We start from the raw sequence: 25545 nt of genomic DNA on the forward strand, positions 1-25545 counted from the left end.
TTGTGAGTTTCGATTTTTCGCCATTAACCCCAGGAATCCGCACATGCGTATTGAAGAAGATCTGAAGTTAGGTTTCAAAGACGTTCTTATCCGTCCTAAGCGTTCTACCCTCAAAAGCCGTTCCGATGTCGAACTGGAACGTCAATTCACCTTTAAACACTCAGGTCAGACCTGGTCTGGCGTACCGATTATCGCGGCCAATATGGATACCGTCGGGACGTTTGAAATGGCGCAAGCATTGGCCGGGTTTGATATTCTGACTGCTGTACATAAACATTATACCGTTGAAGAATGGGCAGCTTTTATCAACACGGCTTCGGCTGATGTTCTCAAGCATGTGATGGTTTCCACCGGGACCTCTGATGCTGATTTCGAAAAAACCGTGCAGATTCTGGCGCTGAATCCTGCGCTGAACTTTGTCTGTATTGATGTGGCCAATGGCTATTCAGAACATTTTGTGCAGTTCGTCGCGAAAGCACGTGAAGCATGGCCGACAAAAACAATCTGCGCAGGCAATGTGGTAACGGGCGAGATGTGCGAAGAGCTTATCCTCTCCGGCGCCGATATCGTGAAAGTGGGAATTGGTCCCGGCTCCGTATGCACGACGCGTGTAAAAACCGGCGTTGGTTATCCGCAACTGTCGGCGGTTATCGAATGTGCTGACGCGGCGCATGGCCTGGGCGGCATGATCGTCAGCGATGGCGGCTGCACCATGCCAGGCGACGTAGCAAAAGCCTTTGGCGGCGGCGCGGATTTCGTTATGTTGGGCGGCATGCTGGCGGGGCACGAAGAGAGCGGCGGCAGCGTGGTAGAAGAGAACGGCGAGAAATTTATGCTGTTCTACGGCATGAGTTCGGAATCTGCGATGAACCGTCATGTCGGCGGCGTTGCGAAATACCGCGCGGCAGAAGGTAAAACGGTTAAATTGCCGCTGCGTGGGCCGGTGGGCAATACCGCCCGCGATATCCTGGGCGGTCTACGCTCAGCCTGCACTTATGTCGGCGCGTCTCGCCTGAAAGAGTTGACCAAACGCACCACCTTTATTCGGGTGCAGGAACAAGAAAACCGCATTTTCAATAGCCTCTAATATTCTGGCTGGCGTAAATGTGCGCCAGCCTTATCCCATCCCGCTCATCGCGTCTCCCAGATGAAAAATCGGCAAATACATCGCCACCACCAGCGTACCGATAATTAAGCCGGTGATGATCAATAACGCCGGTTCCAACAGCGACGCCAGATTATCGGCCAGCGCCAGCGTAGTTTCACTGTGGTGACGGGCAAGGTTATGCAGCATGATATCGAGTGAACCGGACGCTTCGCCCGTTCTGACCAGTTGCAGGCATAGCGGACTAAATTCCTGGGTATTTTTTAGCGCCAACCAGACCGGATTGCCCGCGGCGATCTCCTGATGTACCTGCGTTAAACGCTGTGACCAGTAAGGGCAGCCGAGACTCTCTATAGCGCTTTCCAGTCCCTGAAGAAAAGGAATGCCTGCGCTTTGGGTTAATGCCAGTACGGTGAATATTTGCGCTAGTTTCTGGCCTCTTATCAGGCGACCCATAATGGGAAGCCGTAGCAGAAGACGCTGCCGCTGCGCTTGCCAGGACGGCTTTTGTTTTACCCTGCGGTGAGCGATAGCAATGAGCATCGTCAGGAACAAGATGAGCCAACCCCATGTCGACCCCCATTGCGCTATCGCGATAATACCGCGCGTCAGAAGAGGGAGCGGGGTATTGAAGCTACGGTAAATGGCGGCAAATTCCGGCAGGACAAAGTGCAGCATGGCGAAAACGACCAGGGCGGCCATTGTCAGAATAATGACGGGATAGCGTAGCGCCTTTTTCACGCTAACCGTAATCTGCCGTTGCGCTTTTTGCTGACGGGCCAGTTCAAAGCAGCATTCGGCCAGTTTGCCGGTCAGTTCTCCGGTGCGGATCATCGTCTGGTAGAGCGGCGGAAATACCTGCGGCCAGGAGACTAATGCGCTGGAAAAAGGGACGCCCTGTTCAAGCTCGTGAGCCAGCGTGCGCAACAGCGCTTGCCATTGTCGGTGTGGATGCTGTTTCGCAAGGAGTTCCAGCCCTTCAGAAAGCGTCAGCCCGGCATGAATGAGCGTGGCCAACTGATGAATAATTTCAGCGCTTTGCTCTTCTTTCCACAGTGCGGCGTTAACGCCCATGCGCTTGATGCGAAGCGGCATAATGCGCTGATGTTGCAGGGTGATGATCAGCGCCAGACGATTGTCCGCCCATACAACGTCTTGTTCCAGTTGACCTTTATCGTTAACTCCTTGCCAGCGCCAGAGCTGTTTAACGCTCATGGGGCATTCCCAGAACGCGCAGTATCTCTTCAAAGGACGTCATGCCTTGCTCAACGGCGTGACAGCCATTTTCAAAAAGCGTCCCTGTACCGGTCTGTTGGAGGTGGGCTTCCAGTGCTTGCGCCGATGCGCCGCTCGCAATTAACTGACGTAATGCCGGGGTAACGGTTAACACTTCGAATAACGCGGTTCGGCCATAAAAGCCGTGGTAGCAATGCTGACAGCCGCTTGCCTGCCAGCGCGGTAGCGCGCTGGGCCAAAGATTGGGCGATAGCACCACGGGATCGCTCAGACGCTGTTTGCAGTGCGGGCAAAGCTTCCTTACCAGGCGTTGCGCTACCACCAGCGTAAGCGCCGATGAGATCATCCAGCGTGCTACGCCCATTTGCTGCAAACGTATCAGGGTTTCGCTGGTGGAGTTCGTATGGAGCGTTGAAAGTACCAGATGGCCCGTTTGTGCCGCCTTAATGGCGATTTCTGCGGTGTCGCCGTCACGAATTTCACCTACCATGATGATGTCAGGGTCCTGGCGTAAAAGCGCGCGCAGCACATTTTGAAAGGTGAGCCCGGCGCGGGGATGGATCTGCGTCTGGTTAATCCCATCCAGTGGAATTTCTATCGGATCCTCAACGCTACAGAGGTTGATATCCGGCGTATTCCGGGTTTGTAGAGCGCTGTATAGCGTGACCGTTTTTCCGCTACCGGTGGGGCCAGTCACCAGTACCAGCCCCTGAGGTTGCTGTAGGGCTTGTCTAAAAGCGGTAAGTTGTGCCCCGTACATGCCCAGCGTGTCCAGATCCAGCGTTTGTTCAACCTGATGCAACAACCGTAAGACGACTTTTTCGCCTTCTTTACAGGGAAGCGTGGCGATACGAAAAGAGATGCTGTCGCCCGTCAGGTCAACGGTAAATTGCCCGTCCTGCGGCAGCCGATGTTCAGCGATGTCCAAATTTCCCAGGACTTTCAATCTGGCCGTCAGCGCAAGCCCCGTCTCTTTGGCGATGTCCTGCAGAATATGAAGAACGCCGTCGATGCGGAGTCTTATTCGGTAGCGGCTGGCGCCTGGTTCGAGATGGATATCAGAGGAGCGTTTCGCCATCGCCGAGCGTAATGTCTGATTGAGAAGCTGGGCCGCGGTTTCTCCACCTTTCGCGGCGTTTGTCGAGGGAGCCTGATCCGGCTTATGCCGATGATTTTCCATTTGCTGGCGAGTCCAGCACACAATATCAATCTGTTTTTGCGTGGCGAAATGCAGAGCGTCCAGTAACGCATGAGAGGGCGCGTCGACCACCGCAACAGTGATACTGTTGCTGGCGCTATTGATCAGTACAGCCTGATGACGTTGACACAAGGTGTTGAGCTGAGCGTCTTTCATCTTGTCTCCTTAGTTGGCGTCAAAACGGAAGACATCTTCACAAGCCTGTTGTAACGCGCTGTCGCTTTGAATATTGCAGTTACGCGCCCAGCCGGTAATGCCGTTAGCATTGTCCCAGGCGGGCGTCATGATGACGCTAAGCCCGCTCAGACTCTCCTGGCCGGTAAGCGTGATGACGCCTTTTTCCACGCTCATGCCCGAAACATAACGGGTGATGACGGGCGAGGGGATACCGTTGACGCCCGCATCGCATGTGTTCGTCCCACCATGTTCCAGAGCGCAGAGTTCGACGGCAGTACGGTAGGGGACAAACGTTTGCAACATATCCGTCAGCGCCGCTTTACGCAGATAGTTCTGGTAAGCCGGAATGCCAATGGCGCTTAAAATGGCGATGATGCCAATAACGACCATCAGTTCGATAAGCGTGAAACCGCGTTGTTTTTCCATTGTTCGCTCCTTGAGTTAGCTGGCGCTACTGTGGCAAACGAGGAAAGAGCGGGCGAGCGGCAAAAGGTAAAACGGGAAGGCGGATTCTGAAGATTTTCGCTGCGTTACATGACACGGCAACGTTATTGCGAGGCGCTACGAATATTTTACCGAATCACGACGCGGATCTACGGACAGGTGATTTATAGACCCGACGGCGCAGCGCCATCGGGTGGAGAGGATCAGCGAAAACGCATGGAGAGATCGAGCGCGCGTACGTGCTTGGTCAGCGCGCCAACGGAGATGAAATCCACCCCGGTTTCAGCAAATTCGCGTAAGGTTTCCGCGGTGACGTTGCCGGATACTTCCAGCCGCGCCTGGCCGTTGACGCGTTTCACCGCCTCGCGCATCTGGTCGGTGTTGAAATTATCCAGCATGATAATATCCGCGCCTGCTTTCAGCGCATCGTCCAGTTCATCCAGATTTTCGACCTCGACTTCTACCGGCACGTCCGGATGTAGCCAGAACGCTTTTTCCACCGCCTGACGAACCGAACCGGAGGCGATAATATGGTTTTCTTTAATCAGGAACGCGTCAGTGAGGCCCAGACGATGATTGGCGCCGCCGCCGCATAAAACCGCATATTTGAGCGCGGTGCGCAGACCCGGCAGCGTTTTACGCGTGTCGAGCAACTGGGTTTGGGTGCCAGCCAGCAGTCCAACGTAGCGGCGTACTTCACTGGCGACGCCGGAAAGGGTCTGGACAAAGTTTAGCGCCGTGCGCTCGCCGGTCAGCAATACGCGAGCCGGGCCGTTCAGTTCAAACACTGTTTGGTTGGCATGAATGGCGTCGCCGTCATCGACATGCCAGGTGAGGCGCACATCATCGCCCGCCAGTTGGATGAAGACCTCTTCAACCCAGCGCTTGCCGCAGAAAACGCCGTCTTCACGAGTGATCACCGTGGCATGGGCTTGCGTATCTGCCGGCAAAAGTTGCGCGGTGATATCGTTGCCAGCATCGACTTCTCCACCTAAATCTTCACGCAGCGCCTTAGCAACGGCGGCAGGGATATCGAGATTAATGCGTTCCAGTAGCGCGTCACGTCGGTCGTCTGGGTTATAACGGCGAGGCGGCATGATAAAACTCCAAATTGCTAACGAATCATAAGGTAGAAACATGCTACTCTGAAGCAGCTATAAGCACCACTCAAAAGGAGACTCTGCATGTTGCCAGATAAGGGTTGGTTGGTAGAGGCGCGACGCGTCCCTTCTCCGCATTATGATTGCCGTCCGGATGACGAAAAACCGTCCTTGCTGGTGGTGCATAATATTAGCCTGCCCCCCGGCGAGTTTGGCGGTCCGTGGATCGATGCATTATTCACCGGAACGATAGATCCAGACGCCCATCCTTTTTTTGCAGAAATCGCTCATCTTCGTGTTTCGGCCCATTGTCTGATTCGTCGCGACGGTGAAATCGTCCAGTATGTGCCTTTTGATAAGCGTGCGTGGCATGCGGGCGTATCAAACTATCAGGGGCGGGAACGTTGTAATGATTTCTCCATTGGTATTGAGCTGGAGGGGACGGATACGCTGGCTTATACCGATGCGCAGTATCAGCAGCTAGCCGCCGTGACGCGCACGCTTATCGCTTGCTATCCGGCGATCGCCGACAATATGACCGGACACTGCAACATTGCGCCTGACCGCAAAACGGACCCTGGCCCTGCCTTTGACTGGCCGCGCTTTCGCGCTTTGGTAGCCCTCTCGTCGCACAAGGAGATGACATGACGCTGTTTACGACATTACTGGTGCTGATTGTCGAGCGCCTGTTTAAGCTGGGCGAGCACTGGCAGCTCGATCATCGGCTGGAGGCGCTATTCCGTCGGATTACGCATTTTTCGATGTTGCGCACGATGGGAATGACGGCGATCGCGATGGTGGTGACTTTTCTACTGCTCCAGGCGCTAAAAGGGCTGCTATTTAACGTGCCGACGCTGGTGGTGTGGATTCTCCTGGGCGTGCTGTGTATCGGCGCGGGCAAAGTGCGAGTACATTATCACGCCTGGCTGAAAGCGGCGTCCCGTAACGAGCCGCATCCTTGCGAGGCGATGGCCAGCGAGCTTACGCTAATCCACGGCGTGCCGCCGGATTGTAATGAGCGTGAATTTTTGCGTGAGCTGCAAAATGCGTTGTTATGGATAAATTTCCGTTTTTACCTCGCACCGCTATTTTGGTTTATCGTTGGCGGTCCATGGGGGCCGGTAACGCTGGTGGGCTATGCGTTTTTACGGGCCTGGCAGACCTGGCTGGCGCGCTATCAGACGCCGCACCAACGTTTGCAATCCGGCATTGACGCTATTCTTCATGTGCTGGACTGGATTCCGGTACGTCTGGCGGGCGTAGTGTATGCATTACTGGGGCATGGCGAGAAAGCGTTGCCGGCCTGGTTTGCCTCGCTGGCGGATCTGCATACTTCGCAGTATCAGGTGCTCACACGTCTGGCGCAGTTCTCACTGGCGCGCGAACCGCATACTGACAAAGTAGAAACCCCCAAAGCGGCGGTGTCGATGGCGAAGAAGGCCTCGTTTGTGGTGGTGGTGATTATTGCGTTGCTCACCATTTATGGGGCATTAGTGTAGCGTTGTGCCGATGGCGCTAACGCTTATGCTGCCTACAATGGAAAAATCTGTAGGCCCGGTAAGCGTTAGCGCCACCGGGCAGTGCAACGGCTTAGATCGTATCGGCTGGCGGCACGCCAAAATCAGGCATCCCGTTTTCGTCCCAGCGCACCCGTTTCAGACGCGTATGGCGGTTGGGATCGTACAACGGATCGCCTTCAATTTCGGTGTAATTTCTCGCGTGGTACACCAGTACATCTTCACCTTCCGGCGTTTGCGTAAAGCTGTTGTGTCCCGGCCCATACTGGCGATTTTCATAGCTGGTGGTAAAGACCGGGCGCGGTGATTTATGCCAGTTGGCCGGATCGCGCGGATCGTCGTTTACGTTAATCCACAGTAATCCCATACAGTAGTTTTCATCGGTGGCGCTGGCCGAATAGCTGATAAACAGCTTGTCGCCATGCACCACGACGGCCGGACCTTCGTTAACCCAAAAACCCCGACACTCCCAGTCGTACTCTGGCTTACTGAGTCTTACCGGCTCGCCTTTAAGAGTCCACGGGTTTTCCAGTTCAGCCAGATAAATATTTGAGTTACCGGCAATATCCGGCGCTTTTTGCGCCCACAGATACCACTGCTTTCCCTGATGATAAAAAGTGGTGGCATCGAGGGCGAAGGTATCAAACGGTGTTTTAATCTGACCTTTCTCCGTCCACTTGCCGGTGAGTGGGTCGGCATCGGCGCACTCCAGGGCAAACATGCGGTGCTGGAACATTCCCAGCTTATCAAGCGCTTGAGTATGGGTAGCGGCAAAATAGATGTACCACTTGCCGTTGATGCGGTGCATTTCCGGTGCCCAGATGAGCTGGCTCATCGGGCCGCTTTCCGGTTTGCGCCAGACGACAACGGGGTCGGCGGCGCGCAACCCTTCCAGCGAATTAGCCCGGCGTATTTCCAGCCTGTCATATTCCGGTACGGAGGCAATAAAGTAGTAATCGCTGCCGTCGCGTAAAATAAACGGATCGGCACGTTGTTCAATAAACGGGTTTGGCCAGTTTGCCATCAGGCTTTCCTTACGCTTTCAGCGGCTTTGAGCTCCTGCAACTCACTCAATTCGCGGTAATTAGTGCGACGTTTTTCCAAATCGTCCTGGATTTTTTTCATCAGTTCACGGTCAACTTTCAGCAGACGTACCACGCCTGCGGTAATCAGATAGCCAACGCCGGGGATAACGGTAAACAACAGCATAATACCGTTCATCGCCGAGGCGCTTTGCGCTTTGGCGCTGGCGTCATAACCGTACCAGGAGAGCAAAAAGCCGACCATCGCCCCGGCAATCGCCAGACCTAGTTTCAGGAAGAACAGATTACCGGAGAAGCTAATACCGGTAATGCGTTTGCCGGTTTTCCATTCGCCGTAATCATCGACGTCCGCCATCAGCGACCAGTGCAACGGGGAAGGGATCTGATGCAGAATATTGAGCAGGAAGTAGAGCGCCACTATCATTACGGTAGCTTTCGGATCAAAGAAATAGAACGCGCAGGAGAAAATCGCCAGCGCGATATTGGTCCAGAAAAATACCTTCAATTTACACCAGCGATCGGTTAAGACTTTTGCCAGCATACTGCCGATCATCATACCGACCACGCCAAGGCTAATAAAAAGCGTAGCGAAATGGGTGCTTTGTCCCATCACCCAGGTGACGTAATACATGGTCGCCGCCATACGGATAAACCCCGGGCAGACGTTACATAAGGTCAATAGCAGAATGCGTACCCATTGATCGTTTTTCCACACGTCTTTGAAATCATTCTTCATATCATCGTGCGTCGGAACGGCAGGGCGAACGCGTTCGCGGACGCTGGCAAAGCAGAACAGAAACATACCCATGCCGATAATCGCCAGCACGGTCATCGCCAACTGATAGCCTTTGGCTTTGTCGCCGCCGCCAAACCAGTCCACCATCGGCAATAGCGTTAACGATAGCAACAGCGTCGCGATGCCGACTAACACGAAGCGATAAGCCTGACAGGCCACGCGCTCTTTTGGATCATTGGTGATCACGCCGCCCAGTGAGCAATAGGGAATATTGATGGCGGTGTAGGTCACAGAAAGCAGAAAATAGGTGACGAAAGCATAGACAACTTTGCTGTTATAGCCCCAGTCCGGCGTCGTGAACATCAGCACGCTGAACAGCGCGTAGGGAAATGCAATCCACAGTAGCCAGGGGCGGAAACGACCATACTTACTTTGGGTACGATCGGCAAGCGCGCCCATCACCGGATCGGTAACAGCATCGATAACACGTACTGAAAGGAGTAAAACACCGACTAACGCCGGGGCAAGACCAAAAATATCCGTATAAAAATAATTAACAAACAGCATGATAGCGCCAAAAATAATGTTACATCCGGCGTCGCCCATGCCATACCCGATTTTCTCTCTTACCGAAAGTCTGCCCTTATCCATTGAGACTTCTCCCCATCAGATGATGGCGGTAATTATTCGCCTGCGAGCTTTTTTTTGCGTAGCAGGATCACGCCGCTGATATGGATAAAATGGTTATACGTGGGAAACTGTGAGGCAGATAACACCCTCCCCGGACGGGGAGGGCGGAAAAGTAACGTCACGATCAGTGGGCTTTCACCGTTTTTGCCGTTTTTTCTTTACACAGGTAGCCGACGCCCAGGATGAGCAGCCATACCGGAATCAGCCACACGGAGATCGCCATACCTGGCGTCATCAGCATAATGATCAATACCGCCGCCATAAACAGCAGGCAGAGAACGTTGCCGAACGGATAAAACAGGGCCGGGAAGCGGGTTTTCACGCCCTGCTGCTGTTTCGCGCGACGGAACATCATATGGGCAAGGCTAATCATCGCCCAGTTAATGACCAGCGCGGAGACCACCAGCGCCATCAGCAGTCCGAATGCGGACTCTGGGGCCAGGTAGTTGAGCAGCACGCACAACGCCGTCACGACGGCGGAAACCAAAATGGAGCTCACCGGCACGCCGCGTTTGTCGACGTTCAGCAGCGCTTTCGGCGCATTTCCCTGCTGGGCCAGACCGAACAGCATACGGCTGTTGCAGTAAACGCAGCTGTTATAAACCGATAGCGCGGCGGTGAGAACCACGATATTCAGCGCATTGGCGACAAACGTATCGCCCAGCTCATGGAAGATAAGGACAAATGGGCTGGTATCGGCGGTGACGCGAGTCCATGGCAGCAGCGAAAGCAGAACCGCCAGCGAGCCGATATAAAAAATCAGGATGCGATAGATAACCTGATTAGTGGCTTTGGGGATGCTCTGTTCCGGGTTATCGGCTTCAGCGGCGGTGATCCCTACCAGCTCCAGTCCGCCGAACGAAAACATAATAATGGCCATCATCATCACCAGCCCGGTCCAGCCATGCGGCAGAAAGCCGCCCTGTTCCCACAGGTTGCGCACGGTGGCCTGCGGACCAGCGGTATCGCTGAAGAGTAACCACGCGCCGAACAGAATCATAGCGATGACGGCGATCACTTTAATAATGGCGAACCAAAACTCCATCTCACCGAACACTTTAACGTTGGTCAGGTTGATGGCGTTGATAATCACAAAGAAGGCTGCCGCAGAAGCCCAGGTGGGGATCTCCGGATACCAGAACTGGATATATTTACCCACTGCGGTCAGTTCCGCCATGGCAACTAATACGTACAGCACCCAGTAGTTCCAGCCGGAAGCGAATCCGGCAAAGCCGCCCCAGTATTTATAGGCGAAGTGGCTAAAAGAGCCGGCGACCGGTTCTTCAACCACCATCTCCCCCAGCTGGCGCATAATCAGAAAGGCAATAAAGCCTGCAATCGCATAGCCCAGGATAATTCCTGGCCCCGCCGACTGAATAACGGAGGCGCTTCCCAGGAACAAGCCTGTCCCTATCGCGCCGCCCAATGCGATAAGCTGAATATGGCGGTTTTTCAGGCCGCGCTTGAGCTGCTCGCCGTGCTGCTGACTGTCCATTATAAAACCTCGTGTATCGGGCGCGGTTTATTCATAACGCGCTTATTTTGAACGATGCAGTAGTGCGTGTGTAAGTTTGCAATTCCGCTTTTTGTATTGATTTATTTACAATCTCGTTTTTTAAAATGTCACTTCAACTCTTTCGTCTTGATCAGAATAATGGTATGTGGCCGCGAATGCACCTGCTTTGTGCAGGGGTGATGACGAGTTGCGTAAAAAGAAAGCACTTGTAAATACCTCCTTTTATTTTCCCTTACAGATGTTAATTTGTTTTTATTCATTATTTATGCATAAAAATGCATTTAATCTGCTGTTGAATCGGTTCAGATGAGATTTTTTATCGTTTCAAATACGTTAAATCTACCTCCTGGTGGGTAAATTTAACATTTGTGCACAGTTACAGTTTTGAAACATGATTTCTGTAAAATTGTTAAAATGTGCCTCCTTTACTGATTTCAATCAAAACCTGTATGGACAGAAGGTGAATACTTTGTTACTTTAGCGTCACAGACATGAAATTGGTAAGACCAATTGACTCCGGGCAAATGGCTTAAGACAGGAAATCATGGCCTACAGCAAAATCCGCCAACCAAAACTCTCCGATGTGATCGAGCAGCAGCTGGAGTTTTTAATCCTTGAGGGAACATTGCGTCCCGGAGAAAAACTCCCACCGGAACGTGAACTGGCAAAACAGTTCGACGTCTCCCGTCCCTCCTTGCGCGAGGCGATTCAACGTCTCGAAGCGAAGGGATTGTTGCTTCGTCGCCAGGGCGGCGGAACCTTCGTGCAGAGCAGCCTGTGGCAGAGCTTTAGCGACCCGCTGGTGGAACTGCTCTCCGATCACCCTGAATCCCAGTTTGACCTGCTCGAAACGCGCCATGCGCTGGAAGGCATTGCGGCTTATTACGCGGCGCTGCGCAGCACCGACGAAGATAAAGACCGTATTCGCGAGCTGCACCATGCCATTGAGCTGGCGCAAGAGTCCGGCGATCTGGATGCCGAGTCCGAAGCCGTGCTCCAGTATCAAATCGCCGTCACCGAAGCGGCGCACAACGTGGTATTGCTTCATCTGCTAAGGTGTATGGAGCCGATGCTGGCGCAAAACGTGCGGCAGAACTTCGAATTGCTGTATGCGCGTCGGGAGATGCTGCCGCTGGTGAGTACGCATCGCACCCGTATATTTGAAGCCATTATGGCCGGAAAACCAGAAGAAGCGCGTGAAGCGTCACACCGCCATCTGGCGTTTATCGAAGAGATTATGTTGGACAGAAGCCGTGAGGAGAGCCGTCGTGAACGCGCTTTACGCCGTCTGGAGCAGCGCAAGAATTAGTTTTTTCTGGCAGAACGTTAACCAGAAGATGTTGTGAATAACGCGCAAAAATGTGCGCGGCAACTAAACGCAGAACCTGTCTTATTAAGCTTTCTGACGAAAGTTTAATGGGACAGGTTCCAGATAACTCAACGTATTAGATAGATAAGGAATACCCCCATGTCAGAACGTTTCCCAAATGACGTGGATCCGATCGAAACTCGCGACTGGCTACAGGCGATCGAATCGGTCATCCGTGAAGAAGGTGTTGAGCGCGCTCAGTATCTGATTGACCAACTGCTTTCTGAAGCTCGTAAAGGCGGCGTGAAAGTCGCGGCAGGCGCAGGGGCCAGTAATTACATCAACACTATTGCCGTTGAAGACGAACCGGAATACCCGGGCAATCTGGAGCTGGAACGTCGCATTCGTTCTGCTATCCGCTGGAACGCCATCATGACCGTGCTGCGCGCGTCTAAAAAAGACCTTGAGTTGGGCGGCCACATGGCGTCCTTCCAGTCTTCCGCCACGATCTATGATGTCTGTTTCAACCATTTCTTCCGTGCGCGCAACGAACAGGATGGCGGCGACCTGGTTTACTTCCAGGGCCACATCTCTCCGGGCATCTACGCTCGCGCGTTCCTGGAAGGTCGTCTGACCCAGGAACAGATGGATAACTTCCGTCAGGAAGTTCACGGCAATGGCCTCTCTTCCTATCCGCACCCGAAACTGATGCCGGAATTCTGGCAGTTCCCGACCGTCTCTATGGGTCTGGGCCCAATCGGTGCTATCTACCAGGCGAAATTCCTGAAATATCTGGAACACCGCGGCCTGAAAGATACCTCTAAACAAACCGTTTACGCCTTCCTCGGCGACGGCGAGATGGATGAGCCGGAATCCAAAGGCGCGATCACCATCGCCACCCGTGAAAAACTGGACAACCTGGTCTTTGTTATCAACTGTAACCTGCAGCGTCTTGACGGCCCGGTCACCGGTAACGGCAAGATTGTTAACGAACTGGAAGGCATCTTTGCAGGTGCTGGCTGGAACGTTATCAAAGTCATGTGGGGCGGTCGTTGGGATGAACTGCTGCGTAAAGACACCAGCGGTAAGCTTATCCAGCTGATGAACGAAACCGTTGACGGCGACTACCAGACCTTCAAATCCAAAGACGGCGCTTACGTACGTGAGCACTTCTTCGGTAAATACCCGGAAACCGCCGCGCTGGTGGCTGACTGGACCGATGAGCAGATTTGGGCACTGAACCGCGGTGGTCACGATCCGAAGAAAGTCTACGCGGCACTGAAAAAAGCGCAGGAAACCAAAGGCAAAGCGACCGTAATCCTGGCCCATACCATTAAAGGTTACGGCATGGGTGACACCGCGGAAGGTAAAAACATCGCTCACCAGGTTAAGAAAATGAACATGGACGGCGTGCGTTACGTCCGCGATCGTTTCAACGTGCCGGTTGCCGATGCTGATCTCGAAAAACTGCCGTACATTACCTTCCCGGAAGGTTCTGAAGAACACAAATACCTGCATGAACGCCGTCAGGCGCTGCACGGCTACCTGCCAAGCCGTCAGCCGAACTTCACCGAGAAGTTAGAGCTGCCTCAACTTTCAGATTTCGGCGCGCTGCTGGAAGAGCAAAGCAAAGAGATTTCCACCACTATCGCTTTCGTGCGTGCTCTGAACGTGATGCTGAAGAACAAGTCGATCAAAGATCGCCTGGTGCCGATCATCGCCGACGAAGCGCGTACTTTCGGTATGGAAGGTCTGTTCCGTCAGATTGGTATCTACAGCCCGAACGGCCAGCAGTACACCCCGCAGGACCGTGAGCAGGTTGCTTACTACAAAGAAGACGAGAAAGGCCAGATTCTGCAGGAAGGTATCAACGAGCTGGGCGCAGGCGCATCCTGGCTGGCTGCGGCGACCTCTTACAGCACCAACGATCTGCCGATGATCCCGTTCTATATCTACTACTCCATGTTCGGGTTCCAGCGTATCGGCGACCTGTGCTGGCAGGCTGGCGACCAGCAGGCTCGCGGCTTCCTGATTGGCGGGACTTCCGGTCGTACTACGCTGAACGGCGAAGGTCTGCAGCACGAAGATGGTCACAGCCACATTCAGTCGCTGACTATCCCGAACTGTATCTCTTACGACCCGGCTTACGCCTATGAAGTGGCTGTCATCATGCATGATGGTCTGGAGCGTATGTACGGTGAGAAACAAGAGAACGTTTACTACTACATCACCACCCTGAACGAAAACTACCACATGCCGGCCATGCCAGCAGGTGCCGAGGAAGGTATCCGTAAAGGTATCTACAAACTCGAAACCCTCGAAGGTAGCAAAGGTAAAGTTCAGCTGCTGGGCTCCGGTTCTATCCTGCGTCATGTGCGTGAAGCGGCACAGATCCTGGCGAAAGACTACGGCGTAGGTTCTGACGTGTACAGCGTAACCTCCTTCACCGAACTGGCGCGTGATGGTCAGGATTGTGAGCGTTGGAACATGCTGCACCCGCTGGAAACCCCGCGCGTACCGTACATCGCTCAGGTGATGAACGACGCTCCGGCAGTAGCATCTACTGACTATATGAAACTGTTCGCCGAGCAGGTTCGTACTTACGTACCGGCTGACGACTATCGCGTACTGGGTACGGATGGCTTCGGTCGTTCCGACAGCCGTGAGAACCTGCGTCACCACTTCGAAGTTGATGCTTCTTATGTGGTTGTTGCAGCGCTGGGCGAACTGGCTAAACGTGGCGAAATCGACAAGAAAGTGGTAGCGGATGCGATTACCAAATTCAACATCGATGCAGATAAAGTTAACCCGCGTCTGGCGTAAGAGGTAAAAGAATAATGGCTATCGAAATCAAAGTACCGGACATCGGGACAGATGAAGTTGAAATCACCGAGATTCTGGTCAAAGTGGGCGACAAAGTGGAAGCTGAACAGTCGCTGATCACCGTAGAAGGCGACAAAGCCTCTATGGAAGTCCCATCTCCGCAGGCTGGCGTCGTGAAAGAGATTAAAGTCTCTGTCGGCGACAAAACCGAGACCGGTGCACTTATCATGATTTTCGATTCCGCCGACGGTGCAGCTGACGCTGCACCTGCTAAGGCAGAAGAGAAGAAAGAAGCGGCTCCGGCAGCAGCACCTGCTGCGGCAGCGGCGAAAGACGTTCACGTACCGGATATCGGCAGTGACGAAGTTGAAGTGACTGAAGTGATGGTGAAAGTGGGCGACACCGTTGAAGCTGAACAGTCGCTGATCACCGTCGAAGGCGACAAGGCCTCTATGGAAGTACCGGCGCCGTTCGCGGGCACCGTGAAAGAGATCAAAGTGAACACCGGTGATAAAGTGTCTACCGGCTCTCTGATTATGGTCTTCGAAGTGGCGGGCGCAGCGCCTGCCGCAGCACCAGCAAAAGCGGAAGCCGCTCCGGCTGCGGCTGCTCCAGCAGCAGCGACGGGCGTGAAAGACGTTAACGTACCGGATATCGGCGGCGACGAAGTTGAAGTCACCGAAGTGATGGTCAAAGTCGGCGATAAAGTTGCCGCTGAACAGTCGCTGATCACCGTCGAAGGCGACAAGGCCTCTATGGAAGTGCCTGCGCCGTTCGCGGGCACCGTGAAAGAAATCAAAATCAGCACCGGCGATAAAGTGAAAACCGGTTCTCTGATTATGGTCTTCGAAGTAGAAGGCGCAGCGCCTGCGGCCGCTCCGGCTAAACAGGAAGCGGCGGCACCGGCTCCGGCGGCGAAAGCTGAGAAGCCTGCTGCCCCTGCAGCCAAAGCCGAAGGCAAGTCTGAGTTCGCTGAAAACGACGCGTACGTTCACGCTACCCCGCTGATTCGCCGTCTGGCGCGCGAGTTTGGCGTCAACCTGGCGAAAGTGAAAGGCACCGGTCGTAAAGGCCGTATTCTGCGCGAAGACGTTCAGGCTTACGTGAAAGACGCTATCAAACGTGCAGAAGCGGCTCCGGCAGCAACTGGCGGCGGTATCCCGGGTATGCTGCCGTGGCCGAAAGTGGACTTCAGCAAGTTTGGTGAAGTTGAAGAAGTCGAACTGGGCCGTATCCAGAAAATCTCTGGCGCGAACCTGAGCCGTAACTGGGTGATGATCCCGCACGTTACGCACTTCGACAAAACCGATATCACCGATCTGGAAGCGTTCCGTAAACAGCAGAACGCCGAAGCTGAGAAGCGCAAACTGGACGTGAAATACACGCCAGTGGTCTTCATCATGAAAGCGGTTGCCGCTGCTCTGGAACAGATGCCGCGCTTCAACAGCTCTCTGTCCGAAGACGGTCAGCGTCTGACCCTGAAAAAATACATCAACATCGGCGTGGCGGTTGATACTCCGAATGGCCTGGTGGTTCCGGTCTTTAAAGACGTGAATAAGAAGAGCGTGACCGAGCTGTCTCGTGAACTGACCACCATCTCCAAAAAAGCGCGTGATGGTAAGCTGACCGCTGGCGAAATGCAGGGTGGTTGCTTCACTATCTCCAGCATCGGCGGTCTGGGAACTACCCACTTCGCGCCGATTGTTAACGCGCCGGAAGTGGCTATCCTCGGCGTTTCTAAGTCGGCGATGGAACCGGTGTGGAATGGGAAAGAGTTTGTGCCGCGTCTGATGATGCCTATCTCTCTTTCCTTCGACCACCGTGTGATCGATGGTGCTGATGGTGCGCGTTTCATTACCATTATCAACAATATGTTGTCTGACATTCGCCGTCTGGTGATGTAATGAAAAAGCCGGCCCGACGGCCGGCTTTTTTTTGATAATCTCATGGAGTTTGTGAGGTTATTAGCGAAAGCGATAATTCGTGATCCGTTTGTTGTTTCAAAATTGTTAACAATTTTGTAAGATACGGGCGGATAGAACGACCCGGTGGATGATGGGCGATCAAGTACCCCGGACCGCCGGATACAAATAAAGAGGTCATGATGAGTACTGAAATCAAAACTCAGGTCGTGGTACTTGGGGCGGGCCCGGCAGGCTATTCTGCCGCTTTCCGTTGCGCTGATTTAGGTCTGGAAACCGTAATTGTAGAACGCTACAACACCCTTGGCGGTGTTTGTCTGAACGTCGGCTGTATCCCTTCTAAAGCGCTGCTGCACGTAGCAAAAGTTATCGAAGAAGCCAAAGCGCTGGCTGAACACGGTATCGTCTTCGGCGAGCCGAAAACCGATATCGACAAGATTCGTACCTGGAAAGAAAAAGTGATCACGCAGCTGACCGGCGGTCTGGCGGGTATGGCCAAAGGCCGTAAGGTGAAAGTGGTCAACGGTCTGGGTAAATTCACCGGGGCGAACACCCTGGAAGTTGAAGGCGAAAACGGCAAAACCGTGATCAACTTCGACAACGCGATCATCGCGGCAGGTTCTCGTCCGATCCAATTACCGTTTATTCCGCATGAAGACCCGCGCGTATGGGATTCTACCGACGCTCTGGAACTGAAAGAAGTACCGAAGCGTATGCTGGTCATGGGTGGCGGTATCATCGGTCTGGAAATGGGTACCGTATACCACGCGCTGGGTTCAGAGATTGACGTGGTTGAAATGTTCGACCAGGTTATCCCGGCGGCTGATAAAGACATCGTTAAAGTCTTCACCAAGCGCATCAGCAAGAAATTCAACCTGATGCTGGAAACCAAAGTGACTGCCGTTGAAGCGAAAGAAGACGGTATCTACGTTTCGATGGAAGGCAAAAAAGCCCCGGCTGAAGCGCAGCGTTATGATGCGGTTCTGGTGGCGATTGGTCGTGTGCCGAACGGTAAAAACCTCGACGCGGGCAAAGCTGGCGTGGAAGTTGACGACCGTGGCTTTATCCGCGTCGACAAACAGCTGCGCACCAACGTGCCGCACATCTTCGCTATCGGCGATATCGTCGGTCAGCCGATGCTGGCGCATAAAGGCGTTCACGAAGGCCACGTTGCCGCTGAAGTTATCGCCGGGAAGAAACACTACTTCGATCCGAAAGTTATCCCGTCTATCGCGTACACCGAGCCAGAAGTGGCATGGGTTGGCCTGACCGAGAAAGAAGCGAAAGAAAAAGGCATCAGCTATGAAACCGCCACCTTCCCGTGGGCAGCTTCTGGCCGTGCTATCGCTTCTGACTGCGCAGACGGTATGACCAAACTGATTTTCGACAAAGAATCTCACCGCGTGATCGGCGGGGCGATTGTCGGCACCAACGGCGGCGAGCTGCTGGGTGAAATCGGTCTGGCGATCGAAATGGGCTGTGATGCGGAAGACATCGCGCTGACCATTCATGCGCACCCTACGTTGCACGAGTCCGTCGGTCTGGCTGCTGAAGTGTTCGAAGGTAGTATTACCGACCTGCCGAACCCGAAAGCGAAGAAGAAATAATCTTCTGTAGGTGGCAATGCGCCACCCGATACAAAAAAGCGGCTTTACAGCCGCTTTTTTTATGCATGGCAAATCAGATGTGTCAAATGATGGCGAAGGATAACGAAACCGCAAAATTTATCTTTTCCGCAGCAGTACGTTTTTCAAAGCTTATGCCGTCGGTAGTGCCTTTGTCTGTCATTTTCGACCAACTAATTGTTTCATAAGAAATACCTCTCCTTACTTTGTCATCACCCTGAAATTAGTAACGCCATAAAATAATAGCGAGCTAATCATGAGGTTTGATATATGAAACTTTTTCTGACAACAGCAGCGCTAACTGCGACGTTGATTTCCGGCATGGCATTTGCCAGCGATCCCGTCATCCCCTGGGCGACTAACAGCGGCGGTACGGAAAGCACGCATATTGCGGCAATGGGCGAGGATTTGAATGCGCAGCATCAGCAGATCACCCACACGCATGAAGGCGTATGGGCGGCCAATTCCGGCAGCATTCAGGCTGATGAAGCCGCGCTGACCAGCAACAAGCCGCCGGTACAAGGCCACCCGGAATTAATGCCGCATCAGGGCTAATGATTATGGCCTGGCGATAACGCCAGGCGCTTACGGGTTATTCGGCGACCTGCCACTGCGCGTCTGGCGCAAAACGCGTGATAGCCTGAACTTTACTCTCCGTCTCCTTGCCTAAATCCGCCTGATAAATACGATCGTCCTGGTTGACCATAAAACTCATCACCCCGGTTTCGCCGTAATGCATCGGCCAGGCCAGAAGTGCCGCGCCGTGACCGTCGTTATCGCTGATAATACGGAAATGGTAGCCGTGGTAACCCTCGTCTGGCGCTGCGGGGCTAAAGTTTGGGCCTAAGGGACTGGGGACGTCGCCTGCTTTGGTTGGCCAGTACAGGCCATCTTTTTGGCCTTCGCTACTGATTATCCTGTGCGCCCAGCGATGGTTTTGTAAGTAATAATCCTGCTGCGCATCAACGTAAGCATGCATGGCCTGTAAGGTAGAAAGTTCATTTCGCCCAATAGTACGGGTGAGGATCTCATTCCCGGCTGCCGCCATATCAAAGCGCCAGCCGCCAGTCTCTTTCACCATGGGCACCGGGAGCTGCCAGTCTTCTCGTCCGACATTCAGGTGCGCCGTATTGTCTTTTTGTACAATGCGATGGCCTTCGCGCCAGTCACGATTGAAGCGGGCCACGGCCTCGGGATCGGCACCTTCCGGCGGCAGAAATTGCCGCCAGTCATCGCCCAGTAGCGCGGTAAGCTGCGTTTCGTTTTTTCCGGCTACCGCCGCGGCGAAGGCGCTGGCGGCCGCTTCCGGGGAGGGGAACCGTTCCTGCGCGTAGCCCAGCAAGGGTAACGACAGTAACAGAGCGCTTAACATAACCTTTTTCATTATCTGCTCCGGTTAACGGCGATGAAATTCATGATGTTCAGAAAAATGTTCCCGCGCGGCGGCGCGTTGCTCGGTGTTTAAGTGACTGCCACGACGGCTTTCCAGGCCGCGTAGCTGTTGCGATTGCCATGACGGCGATCGACTGTCGTTCCCGCTAAACACATTGGCGTGCATATTCTGGCGAAATGCCTGACGCTGCTGCGGCGTAGAGGATTCAATACGCTGGCGGGCGGTGTCTCTCTGCTGTTGTGAAACAGGGTGCTGCTGGGCTTTAGCCTTCAGCTCGGAACGATGCTGCTGCGTGGTGGATTTATTCAGTGTCTGCTGCGCCGCCTCGCGACGACTGCTGTTTTGTGTTCCGTCATAGCCACGGTAATTATTACGCTGGGCAATTTGATTTAACTGCTGCGATGCCGCTTTGCGCTGTCTATCGCGGGATGTCTCGCCTGACAGGTTAGCGGGTGATGTATGGCTGCGCTGTTGGAATTGCGTCATGGCCGCCTGGCGCTGACTGTCGCGAGACACTGGCGCTTGCTGCGTTGTGCTTAACCCGCCGCTAACATTGGTGGGATGGAACCGTTGCGCAACGGTATTATTCGGATAGGGGACGCCATTGCGCCAGGCGGGATTATGCTGCCAGCCCATCGTTTGGCCCGGCAGATTTTGCCCGGATATCCGGTTGAAATTATTGACATTGATGTTGATATTATCGCCATTATGTTGATAACCGTTACCACCATGATGGTAATCATCATCATGATGGTCGTCGTCATGGTGGTGATGATCGTCGTCATCCCAGTCTATGCTGCTGAACAACGCATAGGTGGTGGCGACGCCCAGACTATAACCAAAACCTTTAACAAAACTATCGGCAAACTGCTGCCCCGGAGGGGGCGGTAAATACACCGGCGGATAAGCGGTATTGGGCCAGGCGCCATACACCGTCGCGGGGTTATAGTTCGGCACGTACACCACCTGCGGATTCGCGGGTTCAATTTTTATAACGGTCGACGGTGTCGCTGGCGTACTGGCGGATGTGGTGGTTGTCGTCGTGACGGCGGTAGAAGCGCTGGACTTCGGCACGCTGGTGACGGTTTGCTGTGGCGTGGATTTTAGCGAACCGGTTTGTTGAGCGAGCAGACGCAGCCTTTGCACCGCATCCATCACATCCTGTGGCTGGGCTAAGAACGCATCGCCCAGGTTTTGCACCCATTGCGGATTCTCGCCCATAAGCGCCATCAACTGGGGAAAGGCGATCAGCGATTTGACGCTGGGGTCCCACGGTTGGCTGGCCACCGCCTGAATAGCGGCATCGCCCTGCAGCGTAGGGTTATCGCGCGACCACTGGACGGCCTGAACTACGTTCGCCGGGTAGGTGGAGGCCATGAGCACCTGCGAAAGCAGGGCATCGGGATAAAGCGCGACAGGCGCGACCCATTGATCAATTTGCGCAGTGGTAAAGGTCGTTTTCGCGACAGGCGCGGGCACAGCGGTCTGCGTTGGCTCAGGGGCGGGAGCTGCCGCCTGCGCGGGCGCTTCGGGAGCGCGGCTTTTAACATACAGTACGCCCGAAGCGGCAAATAACCCGGCACTGCACACAAGGGCAATGAGATGGGGTTTAAAGGGCAACGTCATTTTATCTCTCCCGATTCCAGAGAATCGCTATGGTCATTATGCCTGCCGCCGACGGGGTGCAGTTTGGCGTGAGTATAAAGGGACGATAGTTTAATTTTTAGCTAATGTTGGGATCGGTAACGTTACGTGACGATCAAAGCACGAAATGAGGTAAGCATTTATGGCTGCAGCTCCCGTCTCAGTAGAGCATTAGACCATCCTTAACGATTCAGCCACTTTTTTATGTTGCTTTTTTGTAAACAGATTAACACTTAAAGAAAATCCTGTTATTGTGCCTTATGCGGTACCGGGCATTTACCCTACTAACTACTGTCTCACAGGAGCGTGAAGAGAATCGCCCATCAACAAAAGCGCCGCATTATGACAATGAGAGCGAGGAGATATCGTCGTGCTAGAAGAATACCGTAAGCACGTAGCTGAGCGTGCTGCCCAGGGGATTGTGCCAAAACCTTTAGACGCAACCCAAATGGCTGCGCTTGTCGAGCTGCTGAAGACCCCGCCTGTGGGCGAAGAAGAATTCCTGTTAGACCTGTTGATCAACCGCGTTCCTCCTGGCGTAGATGAAGCCGCTTATGTTAAAGCCGGTTTTCTCGCTGCTGTCGCGAAAGGCGACACCACCTCCCCGCTGGTCTCCCCAGAAAAAGCCATTGAACTGCTGGGCACCATGCAGGGTGGTTACAACATTCATCCGCTGATTGACGCGCTGGACGATGCGAAACTGGCGCCGATTGCGGCCAAAGCGCTGTCTCACACCCTGCTGATGTTCGATAACTTCTACGACGTAGAAGAGAAAGCCAAAGCGGGCAATGAATATGCCAAACAGGTGATGCAATCCTGGGCCGACGCCGAATGGTTCCTGAGCCGTCCGCCGCTGGCGGAAAAAATCACCGTCACCGTTTTCAAAGTGACCGGCGAAACGAATACCGACGATCTTTCTCCGGCGCCGGATGCGTGGTCGAGACCGGATATCCCGTTACATGCGCTGGCGATGCTGAAAAACGCCCGCGAAGGCATCGACCCGGATCAGCCGGGCAGCGTTGGCCCGATCAAGCAGATCGAAGCCCTGCAGAAAAAAGGATTCCCGCTGGCCTACGTGGGTGACGTGGTGGGCACCGGTTCTTCCCGTAAATCCGCGACCAACTCCGTGCTGTGGTTCATGGGCGATGACATCCCGAACGTGCCGAACAAGCGCGGCGGCGGCCTGTGCCTCGGTGGCAAAATTGCGCCTATCTTCTTTAACACTATGGAAGATGCGGGCGCGCTGCCTGTGGAAGTGGACGTATCCAGGCTGAATATGGGCGACGTGATTGATGTCTACCCGTACAAAGGCGAAGTGCGTAACCACGAAACCGGCGAGCTACTGGCAACCTTCGAACTGAAAACCGACGTGCTGATTGACGAAGTGCGTGCCGGTGGTCGTATTCCGCTGATTATCGGCCGTGGCCTGACCACCAAAGCGCGTGAAGCGCTGGGACTGCCGCACTCAGACGTTTTCCGTCAGGCAAAAGACGTGGCGGAAAGCAGCCGTGGCTTCTCGCTGGCGCAGAAAATGGTCGGTCGCGCCTGCGGCGTGAAAGGTATCCGTCCGGGCGCGTACTGCGAACCGAAAATGACCTCCGTCGGTTCTCAGGATACTACTGGCCCGATGACCCGCGATGAGCTGAAAGACCTGGCCTGTCTGGGATTCTCCGCCGATCTGGTCATGCAGTCTTTCTGCCACACTGCCGCGTATCCGAAGCCGGTTGACGTCACCACGCACCACACGCTGCCAGACTTCATTATGAACCGTGGCGGTGTCTCCCTGCGTCCGGGCGACGGCGTGATCCACTCCTGGCTGAACCGTATGCTGCTGCCGGATACCGTGGGGACCGGCGGTGACTCCCATACCCGTTTCCCGATTGGTATCTCTTTCCCGGCGGGCTCTGGCCTGGTGGCGTTTGCCGCCGCGACCGGCGTGATGCCGCTGGATATGCCGGAATCCGTGCTGGTGCGCTTCAAAGGCAAAATGCAGCCGGGCATCACCCTGCGCGATCTGGTCCATGCCATCCCGCTGTACGCCATCAAACAGGGCCTGCTGACCGTTGAGAAGAAAGGCAAGAAAAACATCTTCTCTGGCCGCATCCTGGAAATCGAAGGTCTGCCGGATCTGAAAGTGGAGCAGGCGTTTGAGCTGACCGATGCTTCTGCCGAGCGTTCCGCTGCGGGTTGTACCATCAAGTTGAACAAAGAGCCGATCGTTGAATACCTGACCTCCAACATCGTCCTGCTGAAGTGGATGATCGCCGAAGGCTACGGCGACCGTCGTACGCTGGAACGTCGTATCCAGGGTATGGAAAAATGGCTGGCGGACCCGCAGCTGCTGGAAGCCGATGCTGACGCGGAATACGCAGCGGTGATCGACATCGATCTGGCGGATATCAAAGAGCCAATCCTCTGTGCGCCGAACGATCCGGACGACGCGCGTCTGCTGTCTGACGTGCAGGGCGAGAAGATCGACGAAGTGTTCATCGGTTCCTGCATGACCAACATCGGCCACTTCCGCGCGGCTGGTAAGCTGCTGGATAGCCACAAAGGCCAGTTGCCAACCCGCCTGTGGGTAGCGCCGCCAACCCGTATGGACGCTGCGCAGCTGACCGAAGAAGGTTACTACAGCGTGTTTGGTAAGAGCGGCGCGCGTATCGAAATTCCGGGTTGTTCCCTGTGTATGGGTAACCAGGCGCGTGTGGCCGACGGCGCGACGGTGGTCTCTACCTCTACCCGTAACTTCCCGAACCGTTTAGGTACCGGTGCGAACGTCTTCCTGGCCTCTGCGGAGCTGGCGGCGGTGGCGGCGCTGATAGGCAAACTGCCAACGCCGGAAGAGTACCAGACCTATGTGGCGCAGGTAGATAAGACGGCGGTGGATACCTACCGTTATCTGAACTTCGACCAGCTCTCTCAGTACACTGAGAAAGCAGATGGGGTGATTTTCCAGACTGCGGTATAAAAGTGACTGGCCCGGATTTCCGGGCCAGTTTTTACCGCGAAGAATCGTAATAAAAATGGATATCCATGTTTTCATCGGGCTTGAAGTTTTTTTGTTTAAACTCCAGGGTTAACGGATCAATTTGTTTTAGCGGGTAATTAAAGCAGGGGACGACCACTTCAGTCTCATCCTTCTTATGAATGCGCAAGGTAAAGTCGCCAATGACACCCTCTTTCCAGTTAGCGCCAGTTTTCAGAATATAGCCCAGATAGCCCCAGCCGATATTCGCGCTACCGTCTTCGTTTTTATATTTTATTCCTGCATCCAGCTGTTTTAACGCCTTGCGAGTGGCGGCGGTCAGGCATTGATCGCCGAACTCATCACCAAGAAGACTGTCAAGGCTGTCAGGCACGCCGGTGGATTCACTGGGCGTGTATGAGTGGTGAATAACGATCTCCTTGCCCGCCGGAAAACGTTGTTGCCAGATAAAATATTGTTGAACGGCAATATTCAGATAGCCGTCATCAAACCACTCTGACGGTAATTGCTGTTTTCCCTCTTTATATCCTTCTTCAATAGAGGCTTTGCCCTCGCGATTGAGGACATGGCGTAGCTGTGGGATCGTCCAGCCGGTTTGCAGTAGTTTCGCCGTAATGTCTTCTTCACCTTTACCGCCTAAGTCATGGATGACTCGCCAGCGGGACTCGCTTTTAACCGGTTTACCGTCCACGCTGATCTTAAAGTTGGCAATACCTTCTGTGCGATCTCCCATATATCGTTGGGAAATAGCCGGCATCGGAAAGGCTACCGGAACGGTAATATCCTGCGCCGAATGATTAATAAATACATAATCGACATTGATACGATCGCTGGCAATCAACAATCGCTCTTTCGCCATGCTGATCTCATTTTGTTGCAGAAATTCAATGGAACCATTGGTTTCCCCGACCGCCGAGTCGTTTGCATAAGCATGGTAACTGGTAATAAAACACAGGAGTACGCTCAGCCATTTAAAATATGTCATACCGGTGCATTCCATGTCCGAAACATAATCATTATCATAATCCGGCGAGTGCCGTTTTTCGAGGGAAGAAAAATGCGGTATTATTTATTTTTATTA

The 25545-nt window shown here is 53.9% G+C and carries 19 protein-coding genes; 9 read left to right on the top strand and 10 right to left on the bottom strand.

What is annotated here, in order from left to right; all coding sequences use genetic code 11:
- Window positions 1-43 precede the first annotated feature (43 nt).
- A complete protein-coding gene (locus ACH0WD_RS10660) occupies window positions 44-1087 on the top strand; it encodes a GMP reductase (protein ID WP_001217365.1) in 1044 nt (347 codons plus the stop codon).
- 30 nt (window positions 1088-1117) lie between these two features.
- On the opposite strand, the gene hofC is transcribed toward ACH0WD_RS10660, so the two are convergent.
- The 4 genes from hofC to nadC form a co-directional block, all read right to left on the bottom strand.
- Window positions 1118-2320 carry a protein transport protein HofC gene (hofC, locus tag ACH0WD_RS10665; RefSeq protein ID WP_000114089.1) on the bottom strand — a complete coding sequence of 401 codons (1203 nt, stop codon included), beginning with the start codon at window positions 2318-2320 and terminating at the stop codon, window positions 1118-1120.
- Complete coding sequence (gene gspE, locus ACH0WD_RS10670) at window positions 2310-3695, bottom strand: type II secretion system protein GspE (RefSeq protein WP_000650612.1); 1386 nt, start codon at window positions 3693-3695, stop codon at window positions 2310-2312. Before gspE ends, hofC begins: the two co-directional genes overlap by 11 nt.
- 9 nt (window positions 3696-3704) lie before the next feature.
- Window positions 3705-4142: a prepilin peptidase-dependent pilin gene (gene ppdD / locus ACH0WD_RS10675; RefSeq protein WP_000414981.1), complete on the bottom strand. Its 438-nt coding sequence runs from the start codon at window positions 4140-4142 to the stop codon at window positions 3705-3707.
- Window positions 4143-4363: 221 nt separating this feature from the next.
- Complete coding sequence (gene nadC / locus ACH0WD_RS10680) at window positions 4364-5257, bottom strand: carboxylating nicotinate-nucleotide diphosphorylase (protein WP_001135131.1); 894 nt, start codon at window positions 5255-5257, stop codon at window positions 4364-4366.
- A gap of 87 nt (window positions 5258-5344) precedes the next feature.
- On the opposite strand from nadC, the gene ampD reads away from it, so the two are divergent.
- The gene (gene ampD / locus ACH0WD_RS10685; RefSeq protein WP_000936326.1) at window positions 5345-5908 is read left to right on the top strand and encodes a 1,6-anhydro-N-acetylmuramyl-L-alanine amidase AmpD; all 564 of its coding nucleotides are present in this window, start codon (window positions 5345-5347) and stop codon (window positions 5906-5908) included.
- Entirely contained in the window at window positions 5905-6759 is an 855-nt protein-coding gene (gene ampE / locus ACH0WD_RS10690; RefSeq protein ID WP_000172044.1) for a beta-lactamase regulator AmpE, read from the top strand. Before ampD ends, ampE begins: the two co-directional genes overlap by 4 nt.
- Before the next feature lie 91 nt (window positions 6760-6850).
- Here ampE and ACH0WD_RS10695 read toward each other — a convergent pair whose 3' ends face one another.
- The 3 genes from ACH0WD_RS10695 to aroP all read right to left on the bottom strand — a co-directional run bounded on the left by ACH0WD_RS10695 (window position 6851) and on the right by aroP (window position 10744).
- Window positions 6851-7801, bottom strand: coding sequence for a family 43 glycosylhydrolase (locus ACH0WD_RS10695; protein WP_000024783.1), 951 nt, complete (start codon window positions 7799-7801; stop codon window positions 6851-6853).
- Entirely contained in the window at window positions 7801-9207 is a 1407-nt protein-coding gene (locus tag ACH0WD_RS10700) for a glycoside-pentoside-hexuronide (GPH):cation symporter (RefSeq protein ID WP_000357539.1), read from the bottom strand. The genes ACH0WD_RS10695 and ACH0WD_RS10700 overlap by 1 nt, the downstream gene beginning before the upstream one ends.
- Window positions 9208-9370: 163 nt before the next feature.
- Entirely contained in the window at window positions 9371-10744 is a 1374-nt protein-coding gene (gene aroP, locus ACH0WD_RS10705; RefSeq protein ID WP_000969487.1) for an aromatic amino acid transporter AroP, read from the bottom strand.
- 562 nt (window positions 10745-11306) lie between these two features.
- On the opposite strand from aroP, the gene pdhR reads away from it, so the two are divergent.
- The 5 genes from pdhR (at window position 11307) to ACH0WD_RS10730 (ending at window position 18996) form a co-directional block, all read left to right on the top strand.
- Entirely contained in the window at window positions 11307-12071 is a 765-nt protein-coding gene (pdhR, locus tag ACH0WD_RS10710; protein ID WP_000331771.1) for a pyruvate dehydrogenase complex transcriptional repressor PdhR, read from the top strand.
- A 159-nt stretch (window positions 12072-12230) separates the two neighbouring features.
- On the top strand, window positions 12231-14894 hold the full coding sequence (aceE, locus tag ACH0WD_RS10715) for a pyruvate dehydrogenase (acetyl-transferring), homodimeric type (protein ID WP_000003840.1): 2664 nt from the start codon (window positions 12231-12233) through the stop codon (window positions 14892-14894).
- A 14-nt stretch (window positions 14895-14908) separates the two neighbouring features.
- The gene (aceF, locus tag ACH0WD_RS10720; RefSeq protein ID WP_000963591.1) at window positions 14909-16798 is read left to right on the top strand and encodes a pyruvate dehydrogenase complex dihydrolipoyllysine-residue acetyltransferase; all 1890 of its coding nucleotides are present in this window, start codon (window positions 14909-14911) and stop codon (window positions 16796-16798) included.
- Between the two features lie 200 nt (window positions 16799-16998).
- Window positions 16999-18423, top strand: coding sequence for a dihydrolipoyl dehydrogenase (gene lpdA / locus ACH0WD_RS10725; protein WP_001519338.1), 1425 nt, complete (start codon window positions 16999-17001; stop codon window positions 18421-18423).
- Between the two features lie 288 nt (window positions 18424-18711).
- Complete coding sequence (locus ACH0WD_RS10730) at window positions 18712-18996, top strand: outer membrane protein (protein ID WP_000765363.1); 285 nt, start codon at window positions 18712-18714, stop codon at window positions 18994-18996.
- 37 nt (window positions 18997-19033) lie between these two features.
- On the opposite strand, the gene ACH0WD_RS10735 is transcribed toward ACH0WD_RS10730, so the two are convergent.
- Window positions 19034-19825, bottom strand: coding sequence for a DUF2950 family protein (locus ACH0WD_RS10735; RefSeq protein WP_000757452.1), 792 nt, complete (start codon window positions 19823-19825; stop codon window positions 19034-19036).
- Between the two features lie 12 nt (window positions 19826-19837).
- Complete coding sequence (locus tag ACH0WD_RS10740; protein ID WP_000174510.1) at window positions 19838-21460, bottom strand: DUF3300 domain-containing protein; 1623 nt, start codon at window positions 21458-21460, stop codon at window positions 19838-19840.
- 388 nt (window positions 21461-21848) lie between these two features.
- Here ACH0WD_RS10740 and acnB point away from each other — a divergent pair, with 388 nt between their 5' ends.
- Window positions 21849-24446 (top strand): bifunctional aconitate hydratase 2/2-methylisocitrate dehydratase, encoded by a 2598-nt coding sequence (gene acnB, locus ACH0WD_RS10745; RefSeq protein WP_000888947.1) that lies wholly within the window; start codon window positions 21849-21851, stop codon window positions 24444-24446.
- 31 nt (window positions 24447-24477) lie between these two features.
- On the opposite strand, the gene ACH0WD_RS10750 is transcribed toward acnB, so the two are convergent.
- A complete protein-coding gene (locus ACH0WD_RS10750; RefSeq protein WP_000220795.1) occupies window positions 24478-25449 on the bottom strand; it encodes a DUF4424 family protein in 972 nt (323 codons plus the stop codon).
- Window positions 25450-25545: the final 96 nt, after the last annotated feature.

This window comes from Salmonella sp. 2020_1395, from assembly GCF_043848115.1.
Classification (GTDB): domain Bacteria; phylum Pseudomonadota; class Gammaproteobacteria; order Enterobacterales; family Enterobacteriaceae; genus Salmonella; species Salmonella enterica.